We start from the raw sequence: 21,555 nt of genomic DNA on the forward strand, positions 1-21,555 counted from the left end.
CCGGTGAAGTCGAGCTGGGCCAGCAGAGGTTCCGAGTCGGCGCAGGCTACCGGGACCCCCCAACTGAAGGCCTCTAACATGGCCCCGCTGGCCGCCTCCCACAGGGACGGCACGACCACCGCCGAGGCGCGGGCATACAGCGACGCCAGATCCTCGGTGCTGACGAATCCTGGAAAGGAGACCCGTCCCCGCAGGTCGGGCCGTGCGGCGCGGGCGAGCAGTCGGCTAGCCTCCGGCTCCACCAGAGGCCCGGGGCACACAAGGCGGCACTCCGGGAGCAGCGCCATCGCCTCCAGCAACGTGGCGTGGTTCTTCAGCGGCGCGGTCGACGACGGGAACAGCAGCAGACCCGGTTCGGGTTCGGTCGACAGTTGCGGCCGTGCGGCATGGAAGGCAGGCAACGGAATCATGGCGATCTTGTCGCGTGCTTCGGGAAACGCCCGCACCGCCTGCTCGTAGGGGTGTGGCCAGGACATCACCACGGCCCCCGCCCGGGCCACGTTCCGTCGGATGACCTCCGCGAAGCCTGCCGAGCCGAGGCCCGGCTGGAGGGCACGTAGGTCGTGCAACACGATGACCGACGGCTCGGCGTGCACTGGTACGCCCGAGAACGGGTAGACCGTGACGTCTATCCCCGATGCCGGCGAGCGGTTCAATTGCCGGACGAGGTTGATGGTACGACGCAGTGCCACCGACGTCGCCGCCGCGCGGGGGGTGTGCCGACGCAGCAGACGGCCGAGCCGGTTGTCCGTCCGCAGCAACGCGCGGACCTCGGACCAGACGATGCGCTCCGAGGAGACCCTCTGGCGCCACTCGTCGCCGGTACCGTTGAGTACGTGGACGGTCAGTTCGTGCGGGCTATCAGCCATGCCGTTGAGCAGGCCATAGGTGAATGCCTCGATTCCGGCTGAGTGTCCTGGCCGAACCGAGGTGGCGTCGACGCCGATCCTCACCGGTCCACCCGGACGAGCCGGCCCATTCGCTCGTCCTCAAGCAGTTGCCGGTCGGCGTCCACCATCACCCGCACCAAGTCGGCGAAGTGTGTCTTGGGTGCCCATCCCAGCTGACGGCGGGCCTTGCCGTAGTCGCCGATGAGCGCGTCCACCTCGGCGGGCCGGAAGTAGGCCGGATCTGTGACGACGTACTTCTCCCAGTCGAGCCCGACGTGCCCGAACGACGCCTCGACAAACTCGCGGACGGTGTGTCCCTCGCCTGTCGCCACCACGAAGTCGTCCGGCTCGTCCTGCTGGAGCGTCAGCCAGACCGCCTCCATGTATTCCGGTGCGTACCCCCAGTCCCGGACCGCGTCGAGATTGCCCAGGTAGAGCTTGTCCTGGATGCCGGCCTCGATCCGGGCGACCGCCCGACTGATCTTCCGGGTCACGAAGTTCTCACCCCGCCGAGGGCTCTCGTGATTGAACAGGATTCCGTTAGAGCAGTGCATCCCGTACGACTCCCGATAGTTCACGGCGGCCCAGTACGCGAAGACCTTCGCGCAGGCATACGGGCTGCGCGGGTGGAAGGGAGTCTCCTCGCGCTGCGGCGGCGGAGTCGATCCGAACATCTCTGAGGAGGAAGCCTGATAGAAGCGGCTGCTTACGCCAGCCAACCGTGCCGCCTCGAGCAGCCGCAGCGCGCCCATTCCGGTGACGTCGGCGGTGTAACTCGGGATGTCGAAGGAGACTCGCACGTGGCTCTGCGCGCCAAGATTGTAGATCTCGTCAGGCTGAATCTCACGGAGCAGGCCGACCAACGAGCCCGCGTCCGACAAGTCGCTGTAGTGAAGGAACAGGCGTGCTTCTGGGTTGCGCGGGTGCACGTCGATCCGGTCGATCCGCTCGGTGTTGAAGCTCGACGACCGACGCTTCAGCCCATGCACCGTGTAGCCCTTGTTGAGGAGGATCTCCGACAGATAACTGCCGTCCTGCCCGGTGATGCCAGTGATCAGTGCGACTCGACTCATGCCGCGCCCTTCCAAAGATGAAATAACCTTCGATCAGTGCACTGCTGGGTGGTTCAATCGCATAATCCGTGCGGGAACGCCCACTACCACGACGTTCTCCGGGACGTCACGGACAACCACTGCGCCGGCGCCCACCACCGCGTTTTGTCCAACGGAAATGTTGTCAACGACGGTGGCGCCTGCGGCGATGGTCGCGCCTCGGCCGACCCGGCTGTCGCCCGCTACCCGACACCCGGGCAGCAGCGTGGCGAAGTCACCGATCTCGGCGTCGTGACTCACCGACGCACCTGTGCCGATGTGTACGTGCCGCCCGATCTGAACGTCGGTGGTGAGGATCGCGCCGGGCCACAAGATGCTGCCGTCGCCCAGCGTGCATCGAGCACCGACGGTCGCTGCCGGAGAGACCAACGACCCGGCACGGCGACCGTTGCGGCTGGCCAACCGATCGATCCGAGCTCGTACGCGACCGTCGCCGACGCCGATGAGGTAGCGCACCGACGGGTCGGCGCTGTCCAGCCAGTCGTCCTCGCCCAGCCAGGGAAACGGGAACCGGGTCACCTCTTCGGTCCGACGTGGACCGATGCAGCCGAGGAGCCGATGCCCGGCCTGCTCCCCGATCCAGGCGATCTCCCGGGCGTGCCCCGACGTGCCCAACACGACCAGTGGAGAAGCGGACGAGGGTCGATCGGGGGCGGGGATGCGAGCGACCTCGGCGGTGGTCATGGCACCGTTATACCGGTGGCAGGATATCGCGACACCGCCTTTCACGTTTTGCGCGACGGGTGGCGGCGAGAGACGAATCTCTCAGCCGGCAATAGTCGCGGAATCGGTAACCGTACGCGCGGACGTTCGTTGGCAGAATCGTTCATCGAAGCGCCGGATGCGGAGGCCCCCTAGTGCCGGAGAACCGCCTGATTCCGCGGTCGGCTCCTGACGGCCCGCGGAATTACACGCAAACGGCACCGTTCCGGGTGTTGGTGACCTCCACCTTCTTCGAGCCCGGTTTCCGCGGTGGTGGCCCGGTCCGGTCCGTGGCGCACATCCTGGACGCCGCATCGCCAGATGTGGCCCCGGTTCTGATTACCCGGGATCGTGATCTGGGCGCGACCGAGGCGTATCCGGGGATGTCCGGTCGTTGGGTGGGTCGCGGTCGGGCCAGAGTGTTCTACCTGTCTCGACGACAACCACGGCAGTGGTACCGCCTGTGGCGGGAATTGCGTACGATGCGCTTTCATCTGCTCTACGTCAACAGCCTGTGGGCGTCGATGTCCCTTGTGCCGATCATCGCTGTCCGGCTCGGCCTGCTAGGGGCGGAACGGGTGATGGTCGCGCCGCGCGGCGAGTGCTCGCCCGGCGCGCTGTCGCTGAAGTCCGGTCGTAAACGCCTGTTCGTCCGAGTCTGGCGACGGGTGCTCCATAGTCTTCGCGTCGAGTTTCACGCCTCGACGGAGAGGGAGGCGGCTGACGTCCACCGAATGTTCCCCTGGGCGACTGTTCACATCAACGCGAATCAGACGGCGCTGCCGCCCGAACCCGCGCCGGTCCCTGACCTTCCTGTTGCACCGGGGCCGCTGCGGTTGGTCTTTGTGGGACGGATTGCCCCGATGAAGAACCTGGCCCTTGCGTTGGAGGCCGTGGCACTCGTGCGGCGACCGGTGGTCCTGAACGTGTACGGCCCGATGGAGGACACCGCCTACTGGCGCCGTTGCGAGTCGCTGCTGGCCGCGCTCCCGCCTAACATCCGGGCGGAATACCACGGGAGCGTCGCACCCTCATCCGTAGTGGACGTGTTGGCGGATCACGATGCGTTGGTGACGCCGACCCTGGGCGAGAACTTTGGTCACGTCATCGCGGAGAGTCTCGCTGGCTCCTGTCCGGTGCTCTGCTCCGACCGGACACCGTGGAACTCCGTCCTGCGGGACGGCGGTGGTGCGGTGGTGCCGGAGCTCACGGCCGGTGCCTGGGCGGCTGAGATCGAGCGGTGGGCCGGCCGCACCCCCGAACAGCGCCGAGTCGCCAGGTTGGCGGCGGCTGACGCCTACCGGCGCTGGCGCGCCGGGCTGGCCGGGGTGAACATCCTGGACCTGATGAGCGGAACTGTCGGTAAACGCTGACGCGCGGATCGCCCGAGCCGACCGCGAGAGTGTGCCTCGGTAGGCGATCCCTTTTGCCACTTTCTGGCGTGTCTGTCCAATCCTTCGCTCGTTGCTTGATGTGTAACCGTCCGACCACCATCCCCGGCCGCGCCCGAACCGAGGGGCGAAGAGGAGCTTCTGTGACCCACCCAGTAGCCGGACGCCGCGTGCTCATCACCGGCGGCACGGGTTCCTTTGGGCAGACGATGGTGCGCCGCCTCCTCGACCGTGGAGTTGGCGAGGTCCGGGTGCTCAGCCGGGACGAGGCCAAGCAGGACGCCATGCGTCGGCTGCTCGGCGACGAGCGGGCCCGTTACTACGTCGGAGACGTGCGGGACTACGACTCGGTGCTCAAGGCCAGCCGGGGCATCGACTACATCTTTCACGCCGCCGCCCTCAAACAGGTGCCCTCGTGCGAGTTCTTCCCGCTTGAGGCGGTCCGGACGAACGTGTTGGGCAGCAGCAATGTCGTCGAGGCTGCCGAGCGCAATGGCGTCGGCTCGGTCGTGGTGCTCAGCACCGACAAGGCTGTATACCCTGTCAACGCGATGGGGATGAGCAAGGCGATGATGGAGAAGGTCGCCCAGGCACACGCTCGGAACAACCCGAACAGCGCCACCACGGTCTCCTGCGTCCGGTACGGCAACGTCATGTACTCCCGTGGTTCGGTGATTCCGCTCTTCATCGAGCAGATCAAGGCGGGCCGGGCACCTACCGTGACCGCCCCGGAGATGACCCGCTTCCTGATGTCGCTGGCCGACTCGGTGGAGCTGGTGGAGCACGCGTTCCAGCACGCCCGGCCCGGCGACATCTTCATCCGCAAGGCCGCCGCGTGCACCGTCGGCGACCTGGCTGAGGCGCTCTGTCAAATGTTCGACGTGCCCTCCAAGCTCGACGTGATCGGCGTACGGCACGGCGAGAAACAGGCTGAGACGCTGGCCAGCCGGGAGGAACTCGCTCACGCCGAGGACTTCGGCGACTTCCTTCGGGTGCCGCTCGACGGCCGTGACCTCAACTACGCGCTCTACGTCTCCGAAGGCGGTCTCGGCGACGGGCGGACCGAGGACTTCAACTCGTCGAACGCGCCACAGCTCGGCGTACCCGAGATCATCGAACTGCTGAAGACGCTGCCCGAGGTGCGCGCGGAGCTGGCGCTGCGGGATCCGGTGCTGGCGTGCTGAGGCTCGCCGTCACCGGTGCCGGCGGCTTCCTCGGCTGGCACGTCCGGGTGCTGCTGCGCGCTCTGGGTTGGCCGGAACCGGTCGTGGTGACCCGGGGTGAACTCGCCGATCCCGACCTGGTCGCGGCGAAGGTGGACGGAGTCGACCGGGTGCTGCACCTGGCCGGCGTGAACCGGGGTGAGCCGGCCGATGTCGCTGCCGGGAACGTCCTGCTCGCCGCGCAGCTCGCGGAGGGACTCAAGCACTGCGCGAACCTGCCGACGCGGGTTGTCTACGCCAATTCGGTGCAGGCCGGCAACGGCACTGCGTACGGCGACGCCAAGGCCACCGCGGCGCAGGTGCTGGCGGATACCGGCGTCGACCTCGATGACGTGTCGCTGCCGAACCTCTACGGCGAGCACGGACGCCCGTATTACAACTCCGCGGTGGCGACGTTCTGTCGGGTGCTCGCGGAGGGCGGCCGGCCGGAGGTGCACGCCGACCGTGAGTTGAGCCTCGTGCACGTCACCGACGCGGCTGCCCGGCTCATCGGTGTTCCGGCCGGCGGTTCATGGGATCCATCCATGCCGCCACTGCGCGTCGGAGTCCGAGAGTTGGCCCACCGGCTCACCGGGATCGCCGCGACGTACCGGACAGGGGACATCCCGCACCTGCTGACGCGGCATGATGTGCGGCTCTTCAACACATACCGGTCGCACTGTTTTCCGGCGCACTATCCCCTGGCGCTGCCCCGCCGCGCGGATGCCCGGGGTGAGCTGGTCGAGACGGTCAAGGCGCACGGCGGTGCCGGCCAGACCTTCTGCTCCACCACGCTGCCCGGGATCACCCGCGGCGAACACTTCCACCTGGCCAAGGTGGAGCGGTTCGTGGTGCTGCGCGGCTCTGCTGAGATCAGCCTGCGGCGAGTGGGCGACACCGAAGTCCTGCGCTTCCCAGTCAGCGGCGACGAGCCGGTGCTCGTGGACATGCCGACGATGTGGGCACACAAGTTGGTGAACACCGGGCCGGACGAGCTGGTGACGATGTTCTGGACCAACGAGATCTTCGACCCGGACCGACCGGATACCTGGCCTGAGACGGTGGTGGCGGCCCGACCGGCGCCGGTGGCGGTCGGGGCGTGAGGATTGGCCTGATCAGCCAGTGGTATCCGCCGGAGGGCGTCTTCATACCGGGTAACCTGGCGCGCCAACTGGCCGGCCGTGGCCACGAGGTCAAGGTCCTCACCACATTCCCGAGCTATCCGTACGGCCGAGTCTTTCCTGGCTGGCAACAGCGCTGGCGGCATCGGGAAACTGAGGGGCCGGTGATGGTCCGGCGGGTGCCCGCCTATCCCAGCCACGACACCTCCACCGTCCGGCGCGCCCTGAGCCACCTCTCCTTCGGAGCCACCAGCGCGGTGGCCGGGGCGCGGTGGCTCGCTGACGTCGACGTCACGTACGTCTACCACCCGCCGCCCACGGCCGTCGCCGCTGCGGCCCTCCAGCGTGCGGCCCGCCGAACACCGATCGTGCTTCACGTACAGGATCTGTGGCCCGAGTCGGTGACGCAGTCCGGGATGGCACCGACCGGCCGGGTCGGGCGATGGCTGGAGCGGTCCATCGGGGCGCTGATGCGCGGGACGTACCGGCTGGCCGATGCCATCGTGGTGATTTCGCCGACGATGGCTGAGCGGGTCGTGGCCGGCGGCGCCGACCCGGACCGGGTGCGGGTGGTCTGGAACTGGACTGACGACGCGCTGTTCCGGCCGGTGCCGGTCACCGACGAGGCCCGTGCGGTGCTCGGTCACCGCCAGCGCTGCACCGTGATGTTCGCGGGCAACCTCGGGCTCCTGCAGGGCATCGAGACGGCCATCCGGGCGGCGGCCGCCGCGAGTGACCGGATGGACCTGGTGCTGGTCGGCTCCGGCGCGGGTGAGGACGGCGCCCGTCGATTGGCCGCCGACCTGGGTGCCGACAACGTGCGGTTCATCGGTCGGCGTCCGCCCGAACAGATGGCGGAGCTGTACGCGGCAGCGCAATGGCAACTTTTGTGCCTGCGCGACGTACCCGCCCTGCGCGCCGCCGTCCCGTCGAAGCTGCAGGCCGCGTTGGCCTGCGGTGTTCCGGTGATCGCTGCCGCGGGCGGCGACACTGGGGCCCTTGTCCGGTCGGCCGGGGTCGGTCTCGTCTGCCCGCCAGAGGACTGGCGGGCGCTCGCCGAAAGGTTCGTGGAAGCGTCCGACCAGCCGGCCGCCACGCGGCAGGCCATGGCGGACCGGGCCCGCCAGGTGTACCGCGATCGGATGTCCCTGCGCGTAGGCGTCGATCAGTTCGAAGACATCCTGACCAAGGTGGCAGCGCAGAGAGGACGGGCATGACCCGCATCATGACAGTGGTCGGCACCCGGCCGGAGATCATTCGACTGTCCCGGGTGCTTACCAGACTGGACAGCACGGTCGACCACACACTGATTCACACGGGGCAGAACTGGGACCCCACCCTGTCCGACGTGTTCTTCACCGAGCTGCGACTGCGCCAGCCGGACCGGTTCCTGGAGGTCGACACCTCCTCGCTCGGCCGCGTACTCGGTGGCGTTCTGGTCGGTATGGAACAGGCGATCGCCGAGCTGCGGCCGGATGCGCTGCTGGTGCTGGGCGACACGAACAGCTGCATCGCCGCCCTGATGGCGCGACGGATGCGGGTGCCGGTCTACCACATGGAGGCCGGCAACCGGTGCTTCGATCTGAACGTGCCGGAGGAGACCAACCGGCGGCTGGTCGACCACGTGGCCGACTTCAACCTCGTCTACACCGAACACGCCCGGCGTAACCTGCTCGCCGAGGGCCTGCACCCGCGGCGGATCCTGCACACCGGCTCGCCGATGCGGGAGGTGCTGGAGCACTATCGTGCACCGATCGCCAGCTCGACCATTCTGCGGCGGCTGGAGCTCGATCGAGGCGGGTACTTCCTGGTCAGTGCCCACCGCGAGGAGAACGTGGACCGTCCCGACCGGCTTCGTCGGCTCCTGGACTGTCTTGTCGCAGTGCGCGACAGGTGGGGCCTCCCGGTGCTGGTCTCCACCCATCCGCGCACCCGTAAACGGCTGGAGGCGCTGGCCCCGGACGCGACCGCTCTGGACGGCATCGCCTTCCATGAGCCGTTCGGCCTGCTCGACTACGTGCACCTGCAGACCAAGGCTTACTGCACTCTGTCGGACAGTGGAACGATCAGCGAGGAGGCCGCCATTCTCGGCTTCCCCGCTGTGACGCTGCGCGAGTCCATCGAACGTCCGGAGGCGCTCGACGCCGGCGGCATCATCATGACCGGCCTCGACCCGCAGGGCGTGGTCGAGGCGGTCGAGGTGACCGTGGCCCAGGTCGCTGCCCAGGGGGTGCCCTGCCCGGTCGACTACCAGGTGCCGGACACCTCCCGGCGGGTGGTCGACTTCATCCTCTCCACGGTCCGCCGGCACCACGACTGGGCGGGCATCCGCCGCTGAGCCAGGCAGCGTCAGGGCCGGCGACCGCACCCCGCGGTCACCGGCCCTGATGCGTCACCCCGGTCGCGCGATCAGCGCGACTGCAGTGGTACGCCCAGAGGACCCTCCACCACCGGGTCGGTCGGCTGGGTGCAGAGCAGTGCGAGATGCTCGACGACCTTCGCCGCGTCCTCGTACGGGTCGAGCCCGCTGACCTCCATCGGGTCGAGCGCCGGCACGGCCACGTGGGACACCAGGGGGTGCAGCGGTCGGGTGTCGACCTCGCCGGTCCCGAGCAGATCCTCGTGCAGCTTCTCGCCGGGCCGCAGACCGGTGTAGACGATGGGTACGGAACTGGACGCCTGGTCGGCCATCTGGCGCGCCAGGTCGACGATCCGCACCGGGTCGCCCATGTCGAGCACCAGCGCCTCCCCGTCCCGGCCGATCTCGGCGGCCTGAAGCACCAGGTGGACGGCCTCCTGCAGGGTCATCAGGTAGCGGGTGACGTCCGGGTGGGTGACGGTCAGCGGCTTGCCGGTCTCGATCTGCCGTTGGAAGGCCGTCACCACCGAGCCGCGACTGCTCAGCACGTTGCCGAACCGGACGCTGAGGAACGTGCCGGGGAACCGGGACGCGGCGTGTGCCGTCAACCGCTCGGTGATCCGCTTCGAGTAGCCGAGGACGCTGATCGGATCTGCGGCCTTGTCCGTGGAGATGTTGACGAACTTCGCCACGTCCTGGCAGGCGTCCAGCACCGACAGGGTGCCCCAGACGTTGGTCTTGATCGCCTCGCCCGGGTGCCGCTGCAGCAGCGTCAGGTGCTTGAGCGCCGCCGCGTGGAAGATGATCTCCGGCCGGCGCTCCCGGATGATCCGCCGAATTCCCTCGTCGTCGCGAAGGTCGGCGAGGATCAGCTCGGGCCCGTCCAGCATGGCCCGCCCGGCGAGCGACATCTGAAGACTGTGCAGGGCCGACTCGTCCCGGTCGAGCATCATCAGTTCGCCCGGGTTGGCCTTCATCACCTGACGGCACAGCTCCGAGCCGATCGACCCGCCGGCGCCGGTGACCAGGATCCGCCGGCCGGTCAGGCTGTTGGTGCTCAACGGCAGGTCGCCGACCACCTGCCGTCGGCCGAGCAGGTCACTGACCTGCACGTCCCGGACGTCGGTGACGGTGATCCGGTGGTCGACCAGGTCCCGCACCGGTGGCAGCACCTTGAAGACCGCGCCGGCCTCCAGGGTGGCCTCGCGGATCTGGCGGATCAACGCGGCGTCCGCGTTGGCCACCGAGAAGATCACGGTGGTGGCGCCGGTACGCCGGACCGAGGTGCCGACGTCCTGCCGTCCACCCAGCACGCGCACCCCGCCGATGCGCAGGTCGCTCTTGTCGGGGTCGTCGTCGAGCGCGCCGACCGGCAGATACCGGCCGCGCGGGTCGCTGAGCATCGCGCGCAGCAGGCCCTGGCCGGCGTCACCCATCCCGAACAGCAGCACGGGCGTTGACGACCGGACGTCCGGCCGCATGGCGAGGTCGCGGCGGTGCCGGTACGCGAACCGGGCGCCGAGCATGAAGAGCAGGGCCAGCGCGCCGCCGACCAGCGGGGTGCTCGCCGGAACCGGTCGCTCGCCGGACGGCAGCAGGGCGAGCAGCACGATGCCCCCCGTCGTGAGGGCGGTCCCGGCGACGCCCTGAACCTCCTGCAGACTGCCCAGCGGGTGTCGTCCGGAGTAGAGCCGGCGTAGCGCCGCCACCGCCACGTGTACGACCGCCGCCACGACGCCGACCGCTGCTGCCCGCCCCAGCTGTCCCGGGGGCGGCTGGAACTCGAACCGGGTCCACGCGGCCGTGACGAATCCACCGACCCAGGCGGTGGTGTCGGTGGCGAGGAACCCGGCCGTGCGCTGACGGGCCCTGGCCCGCCGCGCCTGCCGGTCCGCGTGCTGCGTGTTCTCGGTGTCCTGCGGCATGTGCTGGCTCCCTGTCCCGTCGCACGCCCCTTCCGCCCACACGACGGAAGGAGCCTCTAGGCTCTTTGTTCTTGTTACATGCCAAAGCGGCGCTATTGGGCGCTTTCGGAGTTTGTGAGCTGAATAGGCTGTAGGTCCGGTGCCTTCAGCGGGCTGGAACGCCCTTGACCGTCACCTGATCGGGTACGTCCCGAACGACGCAGGCACCTGCCCCGACCGTGCTGTCCCGTCCGATCCGCAGGCCCTGGAGCACTGCGGCGGTGGTTCCGATCAGCACGCCCTCGCCCAGGTGGACGTCACCGGACACGGCGGCGAGCGGGTTGACCGAGACGTAGTCCGCGAGGCGGCTGTCGTGGCCGACGGTGGCGTTCTGATTGAGATGGACGTGCCGGCCGAGGGTGACGTTCGTGGTGACCCTGGCTCCCGCGAAGGCCACGAAACCCGGCCCGTACTCGGTGTCCGGCCCGATGGTGGCGTCCGGGTGGACGAGACTCGCGGCCTCGGTGTCGTACCCGTCGATGCGGCCGCCGATGGCGCGGCGGATCCGGGGATCGCCGATCCCGATGAGGTGTCGGGTGGCCGGGGGCGCGTCGCGCAGCCAGGCCACGTCCCCGAGGTACGGCACGTCGAGTCGCTGCAACCGTTTCAGGTTCTCTTCGCTGGGTCGGTCGTCGACGACGCCCAGCAGTTGCCAGATCGGCCGGCCGGCGGCCTCGTTGACTGCCCGGGCGATGGTCAGCACCTCCCGGCCGTGGCCGCCGCAGCCGACCACCACCAGTCCCGTTGTCACGCGGCGGGCCCTCCCGTTCGAGCGGCCAGGAACTCGTCGATCGCGGCCAGCACCCGTGCGATCTGCGGCTCGGTCAGGGCACTCCCGCTGGGCAGGGTGAGCCCGTCGGCGAAGAGCCGCTCCGCCGCACCGCTGAGCAGGCTCTCCGCGCCGGCGTGCATGGGCTGAAGGTGCATCGGCTTCCACACTGGCCGGGTCTCGATGTCCCGCTCGGCCAGGTGGGCCGCCAGGTCGTCGGCCTGCCAACCACACCGCTCCCGCTCGACGGTGATGACGGTGAGCCAGCAGTTCGACTCGGTGTCCTCGGCGCCGAGGAGTTGGACGCCCGGCACCGGGGCGAAGAGCTTGGCGTAGTGGTCGCGTAGTTGGCGGCGTCGCGCGATCATCTCGTCCAGCCGGAGCAACTGGGCCCGGCCGAGCGCCGCGAGGAGGTTGCTGAGCCGGTAGTTGTAGCCGGTCTCCCGGTGCTCGTAGTGTCGCGCCGGTTCGCGGGCCTGGGTGGAGAGGTGGCGGGCCCGGTCGAGAAGTGCGACGTCGTCGCTCACCAGCATCCCGCCGCCGGAGGTGGTCATGATCTTGTTGCCATTGAACGACAGCACGCCGGCGTGCCCGAAGGAGCCGGCGGGCTGCCCACGGTGACTCGCCCCGAGCGCCTCCGCGGCGTCCTCCACAAGGGGGACCTCGGCCTCGTCGCAGACCGGGACCAGCGAGAGGTAGTCGACGCAGCTGCCGAACATGTCCACCGGGACGATCGCGCCAACCCGCTCGCCGCGCGATCGCAGCCGACGCAGCAGGTCGGCGGTGAGGTCGACGTCGAGGTTGCCGGTCCTGGGGTCGCAGTCCACGAAGACTGGACGCGCGCCGATGTAGTGGACCGCGTTGGCGGTGGCGACGAAGGTGAGCGTGGGCACGATGACCACGTCACCAGGTGTCACGCCGACGCCGAGCAGAGCCAGGTGCAGGGCGGCGGTGCCGGAGCTGACCGCCACGGCTCCGCCGGTGCCGACCCGCTCGGCGATGTCGTGCTCGAAGGCCTGCAGGTCCGGGCCGGCCGGCGCCACCCAGCCGGAACGCAGGGCAGCGACCAGGTACGACTCTTCGAGAGGGCCGACGTCGGGCGGGGACAGGTGGATCGTCTGGCTCATCGGCCGGCTCCCCAGCGGGTCGTCACGCCGGTGTCCGGTCGCGCTGCGGAGGTGCCGGACGGCGAGGCGGCGTACCGAGGAACTCCGGCGCGGTCGCGGACCCGGCCGCGTTGATTCCCTCGCGGCGCAGCACGGTCCGCACGGTCGCGGCGAGAATCGACAAATCCACCCGGAGGTTGTGGCTCTCCACGTACCGCACGTCGAATTCCAGCTTCTCCTCCCAGCTCAAGCTGTTGCGCCCCCGCACCTGGGCCAACCCCGTGACGCCGGGCCGGACCTCGTGCCGCAGGGCCTGCCGGGGGGAGTAGCGGCTGAGGTATTCGGGCAGCAGCGGGCGCGGGCCGACCAGGCTCATGTCGCCGCGCAGCACGTTCCAGAGCGTGGGCAGCTCGTCCAGACTGGTGGCGCGCAGCCAACGCCCGAGTGGGGTGAGTCGATCGCGGTCTCCGACCAGGCCGAGGTTCAGGTTGGGTGGCCGCATGGTGCGGAACTTGACCAGCACGAAAGGTTGTCCGTGCAGTCCGGCGCGGCACTGGCGGAAGAGCACTGGGCGACCGAGACCCATCGCGACCAGAGCCGCCACCACGATCAGCAACGGCGTGACCAGGATGAGAAGGACCGCCGCCACGACGACGTCGGCGACTCGCTTGCCCCGTTTCGGGCTGCTCCGGGGCAGTGACAGATCGGCGTCCACGAGACCATCAGGCACCGGCACGGTGTGACCTCCCACATGATTTACACAAAACGTACGCATTTGTCACATCAGGTACACATGACGCGGTGTCACCGAATAGCGACAGTCAGTCCGCATTCCCCCGATCAACCCCGAAACCCCGTGGTCGGACACGGCCAGATCAGCGGCCTTGTGCAGCTCCTGGCGTCGACAGGCCGGGCGGTAGAGTCGCGTCGGCCAGTCAGGCGAGGGAAGAACTGGCCGGTCGGGCGAGGGGGATGGCGTGCTGCATCTGAGGGTGATCGCCCCGGTGGACCTGTCGACGGATGTCGTCGACCTGCTCTCCGCGGAGGCGGGGGTGACTCACCTCGCCGTGCTGCCTGGTGCCGCCCGGCAACCACCGGGTGATCTCATCCTCTGCGACGTGGTGCGGGAGAGCGCCGACCGCGTGCTGCGGGAGTTGCGGCGGATCGGCGTGGACACCAGCGGCGGCATCGCCGCGGACGACGTCGAGCTGACCATCTCCGATGCGGCCGACCGGGCGGCGGAGGACGCACCAGGCAGTGGCGCGGACGCGGTGGTCTGGGACGAGATCGCCGCGAAGACCGGCGAGCAGACGGAACTGTCCGGCACCTACCTCGTGCTGATCGTGGTGGCCACCATGATCGCCGGCATCGGGGTGCTGCTGGACCAGCCGATTCTCATCGTCGGGGCGATGGTGGTCGGTCCGGAGTTCGGTCCCCTCGCCGCGCTGTGCGTGGCGTTGCTGCGCCGCCAGCTCGGGGTGATCGGCCGCTCGGTGCAGGCTCTCGTGGTCGGGTTCCTGGCGGCCATGGTGGCGACAGTGCTGAGCACCTGGGCGCTGACAGCAGTTGGCCTGGTCAGTCGGGAGATGCTGCTCGCCGAACGCCCGCTCACCGACTTCATCTGGCGGCCGGACGCGCTGTCCTGGGTGGTCGGTCTACTCGCCGGTGTGGCCGGGATGCTCTCGTTGACGTCGAAGAAGTCCGGCAGCCTGGTCGGGGTGCTGATCTCGGTGACCACGGTCCCGGCCGCAGCGAACGTGGCGGTGGCTGCCGCCTACGGAGCGTGGGATGAAGCGGGCGGCTCGGCCCTCCAACTGGTGATCAACCTGGCTGCGATCGTCCTCGCCGGGCTGCTCACCCTCGTGGTGCAGCAGGTCTGGTGGAGGGGCCTGGCTCGCCGGTCCCCTCGTTCAGCAACCGGGTGAGCAGCGTCCGCAACGGGATCGACTCACCGTCGCGGCCGCCGGCCCCGACCACCAACGGCGCCGGGCTGGGCTCCGGGTCGACGCCGAACAGCCGGGCCCGCAGGCCGCCCGGAATGGTCAGCAGGTGGAACCGGCCGTCCACGTCCACGGCCCGGGTCTCGGCCCGGTCGACGTACCAGCCGGTCAGCCTGGTCCGGTAGCGCCCGCGCCCGTCGTAACCCCGGGCGACCAGCCGGGTGGTGCGCAGCCCCCGCCGGGTCGCCTCGGCCACGAACCAGGCCACCAGCTTCGCCGCCTCGGCCTGCTCGGCGGCCCGCCGCCGCGCGTCCGCGTCGGCGTGCGCCCGCACCGCCTGCTGCCGCTGATCCCGCCACGTCCGGCCGTCCGGCTCACTCACGACGCCGACGGTACGCGACGCGGCTCAGTCGAGGACGGCCCGCAGGGTGCGCCGGGCGATCGCGGCCATCACCAGGTTGGTCTCGACGTAGTACGGCAGCGCGTTGATCGCCTGCTCCAGCGCCCATCCGCGCCCGCGCTCCCACGTCGCATCGTCCACGCCGAGCGCCCGCCGGTACGTCTCCCGCGACCCGGCGTCGAACAGGTTCCACGCCGGCATCAGGTCCACCGCCGGGTCGCCCACGTCGACGGCGCCGAGGTCGATGACCGCGGCCAGCCGGCCGTCGCGCACCAGCAGGTTGCCCGGCATCAGGTCGGCGTGGATCCACACGTCGGCCACCTGATACCGCGGGACAACCCGGCAGCGGTCCCACACCTTGGCGAGCCGAGCGGTGTCGGTGAGCTGGATGCTGCTGGCCAGGGCCGACCGCACTCCGCCGTCCTGGTCGGCCAGCGGGCCGCCCCGGCCGGATCCGGACCAGGTCCGGCCACCGGTGTCGATGGCGTGCAGGGCGGTGACGACGCCGGCCAGGTCCCGGGCGAAGGCGTCCAGGTCGCCGAAGCGGCCGGGGTGGATCGGCTCTCCGGGGATCCAGCGGTACGCCGTCCACGGCCCCGGGTACCCCTCGCCCGGCTCACCGAGGCCGAGCGGTTCGGGCACCGCGATCGGCAGGTGCCGGCCGAGTAGCCGAGCGTGCTCCTGCTCCCGCAGCAGCTCGGCCCGCAGCTCGGCGTCGGCCGTCGGTTGCAGAGGAAACCGCAGGACGATCTCCGCACCGAGCCGGAAGAGGGCGTTCACCGTGCCGGTCGAGGGGAGCGGACGAACGGGGAGCGCCCGCCACTCGGGAAACTGCTCGGCGACCAGGGCGGCCACCACCTCGGCGCTGACGTCGAGCTGATCGGCGTGCATCTTCACCGCGAGAGCATCACGCATCGCTGCGCTGCCAGGCGAGCCGATTTCCCCCGGGTCCGCATCCTCCTCCGTGGCTCCCTCACTCCGACGGCACATGCAGATTCTGGGGAGCCCGATGCATGCGGCCCCTGTCGAGCTGCCCCAGATCTGGACCGCCGCCACACGGACTCGCCCCACGAGTGGGGCAGCTCGACAGGTCTCCGTGAGGACCCGGGCGGGGCAGGGTAGCTCGCTGACGACAAGGCAGGGACGGCCCAGCCTGTCCTCCTCGACCTCCACCACGGCGCCGTGGGGCACACCGGGCAGGCCGGCGATCGAGGTCGACAGAATCTTGGGTGCTCGGGATGCCGCCCGCGTGGGCGACATCCCGAGCTTGTCGAGCAAGGGCTGCGCGCCCTGCTGGTTGATCAGGCCAGGCCGGCGCGGCGCAGGGCCTCCGCCATCGCGTCATTGGCCGGCGCCGGCGCACCCTGCCGCTGCTGCCCGCCGCGGCCACCCTGCCCGCCACCCTGCCCGCCGCGGCCACCCTGCGCGCCACGACCACCCTGACCGCCACCCTGCCCGCCCCGGGAACCCTGCGCGCCGCGACCACCCTGACCGGCAGGACCACCCTGCGGCCCGCGCTGCGCCGGGCCGCCACGCCCCTCCTGGCTCGTCCGACCACCGCCACCGGCGGCTCCCGGCTCGTCCTCCAGGCGCAGGGTCAGCGAGATGCGCTTACGGGGTACGTCCACGTCGAGCACCCTGACCTTGACCACGTCACCGGACTTCACCACGTCGCGGGGGTCCTTCACGAAGGTCCGGGACAGCGCCGAGACGTGCACGAGACCGTCCTGGTGCACCCCGACGTCGACGAACGCGCCGAACGCGGCCACGTTGGTGACCACGCCTTCGAGCACCATGCCCGGCGTCAGGTCGCCAATCTTCTCCACTCCTTCGACGAAGGTGGCGGTGCGGAACTCCGGCCGAGGATCCCGGCCCGGCTTCTCCAGCTCGGCGAGGATGTCGGTGACGGTGGGCAGACCGAACCGGTCGTCGACGAAGTCGGTGGCCCGCAGCCCCCGCAGGATGGTGCTCTTACCGATCACCGAGCGCAGGTCCTGACCGGTGGTGGAGAGGATCCGGCGCACCACCGGGTACGCCTCGGGGTGCACGCTGGAGGAATCCAGTGGGTCGTCGCCGTCGGGGATGCGCAGGAAGCCCGCGCACTGCTCGAACGCCTTCGGACCGAGTCGCGCCACCTTCTTCAGTTCGGTACGCGACCGGAACGGCCCGTTGGCATCCCGGTGCAGCACGATGTTCTCGGCCAGCCCGGCGCCGATCCCGGAGACCCGGGTCAGCAGCGGCGCCGAGGCGGTGTTGACGTCCACCCCGACCGCGTTGACGCAGTCCTCCACCACCGCGTCCAGCGACCGGGACAACTTCACCTCGGACAGGTCGTGCTGGTACTGGCCGACCCCGATCGACCGGGGGTCGATCTTGACCAGCTCGGCGAGCGGGTCCTGGAGTCGTCGGGCGATGGAGACCGCGCCGCGCAGCGACACGTCCATCCCGGGCAGCTCCTGCGAGGCGTACGCGGAGGCGGAGTAGACCGACGCGCCGGCCTCGGAGACCATCACCTTGGTCAGGTTGAGCTGCGGGTGCCGCTTGATCAGGTCGGCGGCCAGCTTGTCGGTCTCCCGGGAGGCGGTGCCGTTGCCGATCGCGATCAACTCCACCCCGTGTGCCCCGGCGAGCCGGGCGAGGGTCTCGACCGACGCGTCCCACTGCCGGCGTGGCTCGTGCGGATAGATCGTGTCGGTGGCGAGCACCTTGCCGGTGGCGTCCACCACGGCCACCTTCACGCCGGTCCGCAGGCCCGGGTCCAGGCCCATCGTGGGGCGGGTGCCGGCCGGCGCGGCCAGCAGCAGGTCGCGCAGGTTGGTCGCGAAGACCCGCACCGCCTCCTCCTCGGCCGCCTGCCACAGCCGCATCCGCAGGTCCGCGCCGAGGTGGATGAGGATCCGGGTACGCCAGGCCCAGCGGACCGTGTCGGTCAACCAGCGGTCGGCGGGGCGACCGGCGTCGGAGACCCCGAACCGGCCGGCGATGGCCGCCTCGTACCGGGTCGGGCCGGTCGGTGCGGCGTCGGACTCGCCGGCCTCCTCCGGTTCCATGGTCAGGTCGAGCACGCCCTCCTTCTCGCCCCGGAACATGGCCAGGATCCGGTGCGAGGGCAGCTTCGGGTACGGCTCGGAGAAGTCGAAGTAGTCGGAGAACTTGGCGCCCGTGGTCTCCTGCCCCTCGCGTACCCGGGAAGCCAGGCGCCCTCGCGACCACATCTGCTCGCGCAGCGTGCCGATCAGGTCGGCGTCCTCCGCGAAGGTCTCGATGAGGATCGCCCGCGCGCCCTCCAGCGCGGCGGCGGCGTCGGCGATGCCCTTCTCCGCATCGACGAACCCGGCGGCGGTGGCCCGTGGGTCCTGGGTCGGGTCGGCCAGCAGCGTCTCGGCCAACGGCGCCAACCCGGCCTCGCGGGCGATCTGCGCCCGGGTCCGCCGCTTCGGCTTGTACGGCAGGTAGATGTCCTCCAGCCGGGACTTCGAGTCGGCGGCCATGATCTGCGCTTCCAGGGCCTCGTCGAGCTTGCCCTGACCGCGGATCGACTCCAGCACGGCGGCCCGCCGCTCGTCCAGCTCGCGCAGGTAGCGCAGCCGCTCCTCCAGAGTGCGCAGCTGGGTGTCGTCGAGCAGGCCGGTGGCCTCCTTGCGGTAACGGGCGATGAACGGCACGGTGGCGCCGCCGTCGAGCAGCTCCACGGCCGCCCGCACCTGACGCTCGGCCACGCCAAGCTCGTCGGCGATCCGCTGATGAACAGACTGGGTCACGATCTCGATCCGCCTTCGACTCGATCCGCCTTCAAAGAGCGGGTACCGCCTGCATTCTGCCGGGCGGCCCCCGACGCTGTCGCCGCGCCCGGCCGGGGTGACCGGCGGCGGTGTCAGCGGCCCTGCGCTAGCGTGGCGATCATGGAAACACCTGCGGAGCCGCGCGCCCGGCGGCTCTTCGGCGGCAGCGCCCGGGCCCTCGGCGACCTGACGGCCAACCCGTTCCGCGCCGACCGGGACCGGATCGTCGGCTCGCCGTTCTTCGCCCGCCTCGGCGGTGTCACCCAGGTGATCAGCCCGGTCGGCTCCGGGCTGCTGGTGCACAACCGGCTCACCCACAGCCTCAAGGTCGCCCAGGTGGCCCGGGCGGTCGCCGAGCGGTTGAACGCCGACGAGCGGTGGCGTGACCTGCTGGACAAGCTCGGCGGCTGCGACCCCGACGTGGTGGAGGCCGCTGCGCTCGCACACGACCTCGGCCACCCGCCGTTCGGGCACCTGGGGGAGCGGGTGCTGGACCGGCTGGCTCGCCAGCGCCTCGGCCTCGCCGACGGGTTCGAGGGCAACGCCCAGTCGTACCGGATCGTCACCAGCACCGAGATCCGCGGCGCGGCCACCACCGGGCTGGACCTCACCGCCGCGGTCCGCGCGGCGATGCTGAAGTACCCGTGGACCCGGCTGGACCACCCCGACCCGCACCCGCGCACGATGGACCCGCCGCCGCGCGGGGCCACCCCTCCGCCGGACGACCCGGAGAGCGGCTCGTCGAAGTTCGGCGCGTACCGGACCGAACTCGACGACCTGCGGCAGGCCCGGGAGCCGTTCGCCGGCCGCATCCCGGACTGGCAGCAGACCGTGGAGGCGTCGGTGATGGACACCGCCGACGACATCGCGTACGCCATCCACGACGTGGAGGACTTCTACCGGGTCGGTGTGCTCCAACAGGGGTCGGTGTCCGCCGAGTTGATGGCGTGGCAGCGCGAGAGCGGGCACTTCCGGGCGATCACCGACGCGGCGCTGGCCACCGCGGCCCGGCGTCCGGGGGCGGCGATCGAGCGGTTGCGTCGGCAGCTGCACCGCAAGGACGCCTGGATCGCCGACGACGACGCGTTCGCCGCCGCTGTCGAGCACGTCCGCGAGGAGTTGGTCGACGGGCTGCTGGCGATGCCGTTCGACGGCTCGATCGAGGCCGAGCAGTACGTGGCGCGGTTCTCCGCCCGCTGGTCCACCCGTTTCGTCGAGGCGATCACGGTGACCGACCAGCCGTCGGTGCGCTCCGGTCACGTGCTGCTGGGCTGCGCGCAGTGGCACGAGGTGCAGGTGCTCAAGTTCGTCCACCACCGGTTCGTGCTGGCCCGACCGGATCTCGCCCTGCACCAGCGCGGCCAGGCCCGGCTGCTGGGCACCCTGGTCGAGGCGCTCTGGGAGTGGCTGCTCGACCCGGAGGAGGAGTCGCGACTGCCCCGCCGGCTGCACGACCTGGTCGAGCTGGCCGAGGCGGAACTGCACCCGCGGATCCCGGACCGGATCGGCCGCGCCCGGGGGCGGGCCATCGTGGACTTCGTCGCGCAGCTCACCGACGGTCAGGCGGTGGCCATGCTGGATGCGCTCTCCGGCCGCTCCGGCGCGCTCTGGACCGACGCCTTCGTGCTCTGACCCGGCTCAGGCGACGGACTGCCACCAGCCGTCGACGGCGGGCGGCTCGTCGACCACCACCCGCTCGCCTGGGCGGGGCACGGCGAGGCGCACGTCGCGGGCCTTCGCCTCGGCCCACAGCCGGTCCACCGGCTCGGACCAGTCGTGCAGGGCCAGGTTGAACGTCGCCCAGTGCACCGGGACGAACAGCCCGCCACGCAGGTCGAGGTGGGCGTCGACCGCCTCCTCGGGGAACATGTGGATCGTCGGCCAGGCCCGGTCGTACGCGCCGATCTGCATCAGCGTCACGTCGAACGGCCCGTGCTCGGCGCCGATCGCCGCGTACCCGTCGAAGTAACCGGAGTCGCCGGTGTAGAAGACCTTGCGGCGCGCCCCGGCGACCACCCACGAACTCCAGAGCGTGCCGTCGCGGCGCAGCCCTCGCCCGGAGAAGTGCTGGGCGGCGGTGGCGGTGATCTCCAGCCCGGCGACCCGGTGGGACTCGGACCAGTCCAGCTCGATGATCCGCTCGGCGGGTACGCCCCAGCGGTCCAGGTGCGCGCCCACGCCGAGCGGCACCAGGAACGGCGCGGACTGCCCGGCCAGCAGCGCCCGGACGGTCGGCATGTCGAGGTGGTCGTAGTGGTCGTGCGAGATCAGGATGGCGTCCAGCGGCGGCAGCTCGTCGAGGCGTACCGGTGGTTCGTGCAGCCGGCGAGGACCGACCAGCCCGGAGGGGGAACACCGCTCGCTCCACACCGGGTCGAGCAGCACCCGCCGGCCCTCGATCTCGATCAACGTCGAGGCGTGGCCGTACCAGACGATGTTCAGCTCGTCGACGGTGTCGACGGTGTGGGGTGCGCTGGAGCGCAGCAGTGGCACGGGTGCGGTCGGGCGTCGCTTCTGCTTGCCGAAGATCAGCTCGCGGACCAGGTTGCGGCCCGGCTCGGCGACCATCGTGCGGGTGCCGGCCTGGTTGTGGAAGGTGCCCTCGCGGAACTGGGGCGAGCGGGCCGCCCGTTCGGCCCGGGCCCCGCTGAGCCGGCCGCCGAGCGCCGCTGGCACATCCCGGGCGACCCAGGCCAGCCCGGCCAGCGCCGCCAGCCCGGCCGCGCCCCGCATCCGCCGCCCGAGCGACCGTTCGACGTCCGTGCTCTGCGCTCGTGCCATTGCCGTCCCTCCGACGTGTCCGCCCTACACGGTAGT

General features: G+C 70.4%; 18 protein-coding genes. 7 read left to right on the top strand and 11 right to left on the bottom strand.

Translation table 11 applies throughout. From position 1 onward, the window contains the following. The 3 genes from KBX34_RS34170 to KBX34_RS02280 form a co-directional block, all read right to left on the bottom strand. Nucleotides 1-953 (bottom strand): glycosyltransferase (locus tag KBX34_RS34170; RefSeq protein ID WP_210922980.1); only part of this gene is annotated, 953 nt, incomplete at its 3' end. Continuing rightward, entirely contained in the window at nucleotides 950-1,963 is a 1,014-nt protein-coding gene (gene gmd / locus KBX34_RS02275; RefSeq protein WP_210922982.1) for a GDP-mannose 4,6-dehydratase, read from the bottom strand. The genes KBX34_RS34170 and gmd, both read right to left, overlap by 4 nt. Nucleotides 1,964-1,996: 33 nt before the next feature. Next, the gene (locus KBX34_RS02280) at nucleotides 1,997-2,686 is read right to left on the bottom strand and encodes a NeuD/PglB/VioB family sugar acetyltransferase (RefSeq protein ID WP_210922987.1); all 690 of its coding nucleotides are present in this window, start codon (nucleotides 2,684-2,686) and stop codon (nucleotides 1,997-1,999) included. 254 nt (nucleotides 2,687-2,940) lie between these two features. Here KBX34_RS02280 and KBX34_RS34175 point away from each other — a divergent pair, with 254 nt between their 5' ends. The 5 genes from KBX34_RS34175 to wecB all read left to right on the top strand — a co-directional run bounded on the left by KBX34_RS34175 (nucleotide 2,941) and on the right by wecB (nucleotide 8,756). Next, nucleotides 2,941-4,077: a glycosyltransferase family 4 protein gene (locus KBX34_RS34175; RefSeq protein WP_210922988.1), complete on the top strand. Its 1,137-nt coding sequence runs from the start codon at nucleotides 2,941-2,943 to the stop codon at nucleotides 4,075-4,077. 161 nt (nucleotides 4,078-4,238) lie between these two features. Then, nucleotides 4,239-5,279: an SDR family NAD(P)-dependent oxidoreductase gene (locus KBX34_RS02290; RefSeq protein WP_307871309.1), complete on the top strand. Its 1,041-nt coding sequence runs from the start codon at nucleotides 4,239-4,241 to the stop codon at nucleotides 5,277-5,279. After that, nucleotides 5,273-6,400 carry an NAD-dependent epimerase/dehydratase family protein gene (locus KBX34_RS02295; protein WP_210922992.1) on the top strand — a complete coding sequence of 376 codons (1,128 nt, stop codon included), beginning with the start codon at nucleotides 5,273-5,275 and terminating at the stop codon, nucleotides 6,398-6,400. The genes KBX34_RS02290 and KBX34_RS02295 overlap by 7 nt, the downstream gene beginning before the upstream one ends. Further along, on the top strand, nucleotides 6,397-7,635 hold the full coding sequence (locus KBX34_RS02300; RefSeq protein WP_210922994.1) for a glycosyltransferase family 4 protein: 1,239 nt from the start codon (nucleotides 6,397-6,399) through the stop codon (nucleotides 7,633-7,635). Before KBX34_RS02295 ends, KBX34_RS02300 begins: the two co-directional genes overlap by 4 nt. Then, nucleotides 7,632-8,756 (top strand): non-hydrolyzing UDP-N-acetylglucosamine 2-epimerase, encoded by a 1,125-nt coding sequence (gene wecB / locus KBX34_RS02305; RefSeq protein WP_210793685.1) that lies wholly within the window; start codon nucleotides 7,632-7,634, stop codon nucleotides 8,754-8,756. Before KBX34_RS02300 ends, wecB begins: the two co-directional genes overlap by 4 nt. A gap of 71 nt (nucleotides 8,757-8,827) precedes the next feature. Here wecB and KBX34_RS02310 read toward each other — a convergent pair whose 3' ends face one another. From KBX34_RS02310 to KBX34_RS02325, 4 genes are all read right to left on the bottom strand, one after another. After that, on the bottom strand, nucleotides 8,828-10,702 hold the full coding sequence (locus tag KBX34_RS02310) for a nucleoside-diphosphate sugar epimerase/dehydratase (RefSeq protein ID WP_210793686.1): 1,875 nt from the start codon (nucleotides 10,700-10,702) through the stop codon (nucleotides 8,828-8,830). Between the two features lie 145 nt (nucleotides 10,703-10,847). Next, nucleotides 10,848-11,492, bottom strand: a complete 645-nt coding sequence (locus KBX34_RS02315) for an acetyltransferase (RefSeq protein ID WP_210922996.1) — start codon at nucleotides 11,490-11,492, stop codon at nucleotides 10,848-10,850. Next, a complete protein-coding gene (locus tag KBX34_RS02320; protein WP_088947251.1) occupies nucleotides 11,489-12,637 on the bottom strand; it encodes a DegT/DnrJ/EryC1/StrS aminotransferase family protein in 1,149 nt (382 codons plus the stop codon). Before KBX34_RS02320 ends, KBX34_RS02315 begins: the two co-directional genes overlap by 4 nt. Nucleotides 12,638-12,659: 22 nt before the next feature. Beyond that, nucleotides 12,660-13,346 (bottom strand): sugar transferase, encoded by a 687-nt coding sequence (locus tag KBX34_RS02325; RefSeq protein ID WP_307871310.1) that lies wholly within the window; start codon nucleotides 13,344-13,346, stop codon nucleotides 12,660-12,662. A 247-nt stretch (nucleotides 13,347-13,593) separates the two neighbouring features. Here KBX34_RS02325 and KBX34_RS02330 point away from each other — a divergent pair, with 247 nt between their 5' ends. Continuing rightward, nucleotides 13,594-14,541 carry a DUF389 domain-containing protein gene (locus tag KBX34_RS02330; RefSeq protein WP_210922999.1) on the top strand — a complete coding sequence of 316 codons (948 nt, stop codon included), beginning with the start codon at nucleotides 13,594-13,596 and terminating at the stop codon, nucleotides 14,539-14,541. Here KBX34_RS02330 and KBX34_RS02335 read toward each other — a convergent pair. The 3 genes from KBX34_RS02335 to KBX34_RS02345 form a co-directional block, all read right to left on the bottom strand. Then, complete coding sequence (locus KBX34_RS02335) at nucleotides 14,471-14,938, bottom strand: hypothetical protein (RefSeq protein WP_210923001.1); 468 nt, start codon at nucleotides 14,936-14,938, stop codon at nucleotides 14,471-14,473. The genes KBX34_RS02330 and KBX34_RS02335 overlap by 71 nt on opposite strands. A 24-nt stretch (nucleotides 14,939-14,962) precedes the next feature. Beyond that, complete coding sequence (locus KBX34_RS02340; protein WP_247671372.1) at nucleotides 14,963-15,871, bottom strand: aminoglycoside phosphotransferase family protein; 909 nt, start codon at nucleotides 15,869-15,871, stop codon at nucleotides 14,963-14,965. A 386-nt stretch (nucleotides 15,872-16,257) separates the two neighbouring features. Next, complete coding sequence (locus KBX34_RS02345; RefSeq protein WP_210923003.1) at nucleotides 16,258-18,717, bottom strand: Tex family protein; 2,460 nt, start codon at nucleotides 18,715-18,717, stop codon at nucleotides 16,258-16,260. A 141-nt stretch (nucleotides 18,718-18,858) separates the two neighbouring features. Here KBX34_RS02345 and KBX34_RS02350 point away from each other — a divergent pair, with 141 nt between their 5' ends. Continuing rightward, complete coding sequence (locus KBX34_RS02350) at nucleotides 18,859-20,370, top strand: deoxyguanosinetriphosphate triphosphohydrolase family protein (RefSeq protein ID WP_088951603.1); 1,512 nt, start codon at nucleotides 18,859-18,861, stop codon at nucleotides 20,368-20,370. A gap of 6 nt (nucleotides 20,371-20,376) precedes the next feature. Here KBX34_RS02350 and KBX34_RS02355 read toward each other — a convergent pair whose 3' ends face one another. Further along, nucleotides 20,377-21,519, bottom strand: coding sequence for an MBL fold metallo-hydrolase (locus tag KBX34_RS02355; RefSeq protein ID WP_210923006.1), 1,143 nt, complete (start codon nucleotides 21,517-21,519; stop codon nucleotides 20,377-20,379). Nucleotides 21,520-21,555: the final 36 nt, after the last annotated feature.

Origin of the sequence: Micromonospora sp. M61 (assembly GCF_018070245.1) — a bacterium.
Classification (GTDB): domain Bacteria; phylum Actinomycetota; class Actinomycetes; order Mycobacteriales; family Micromonosporaceae; genus Micromonospora; species Micromonospora zamorensis.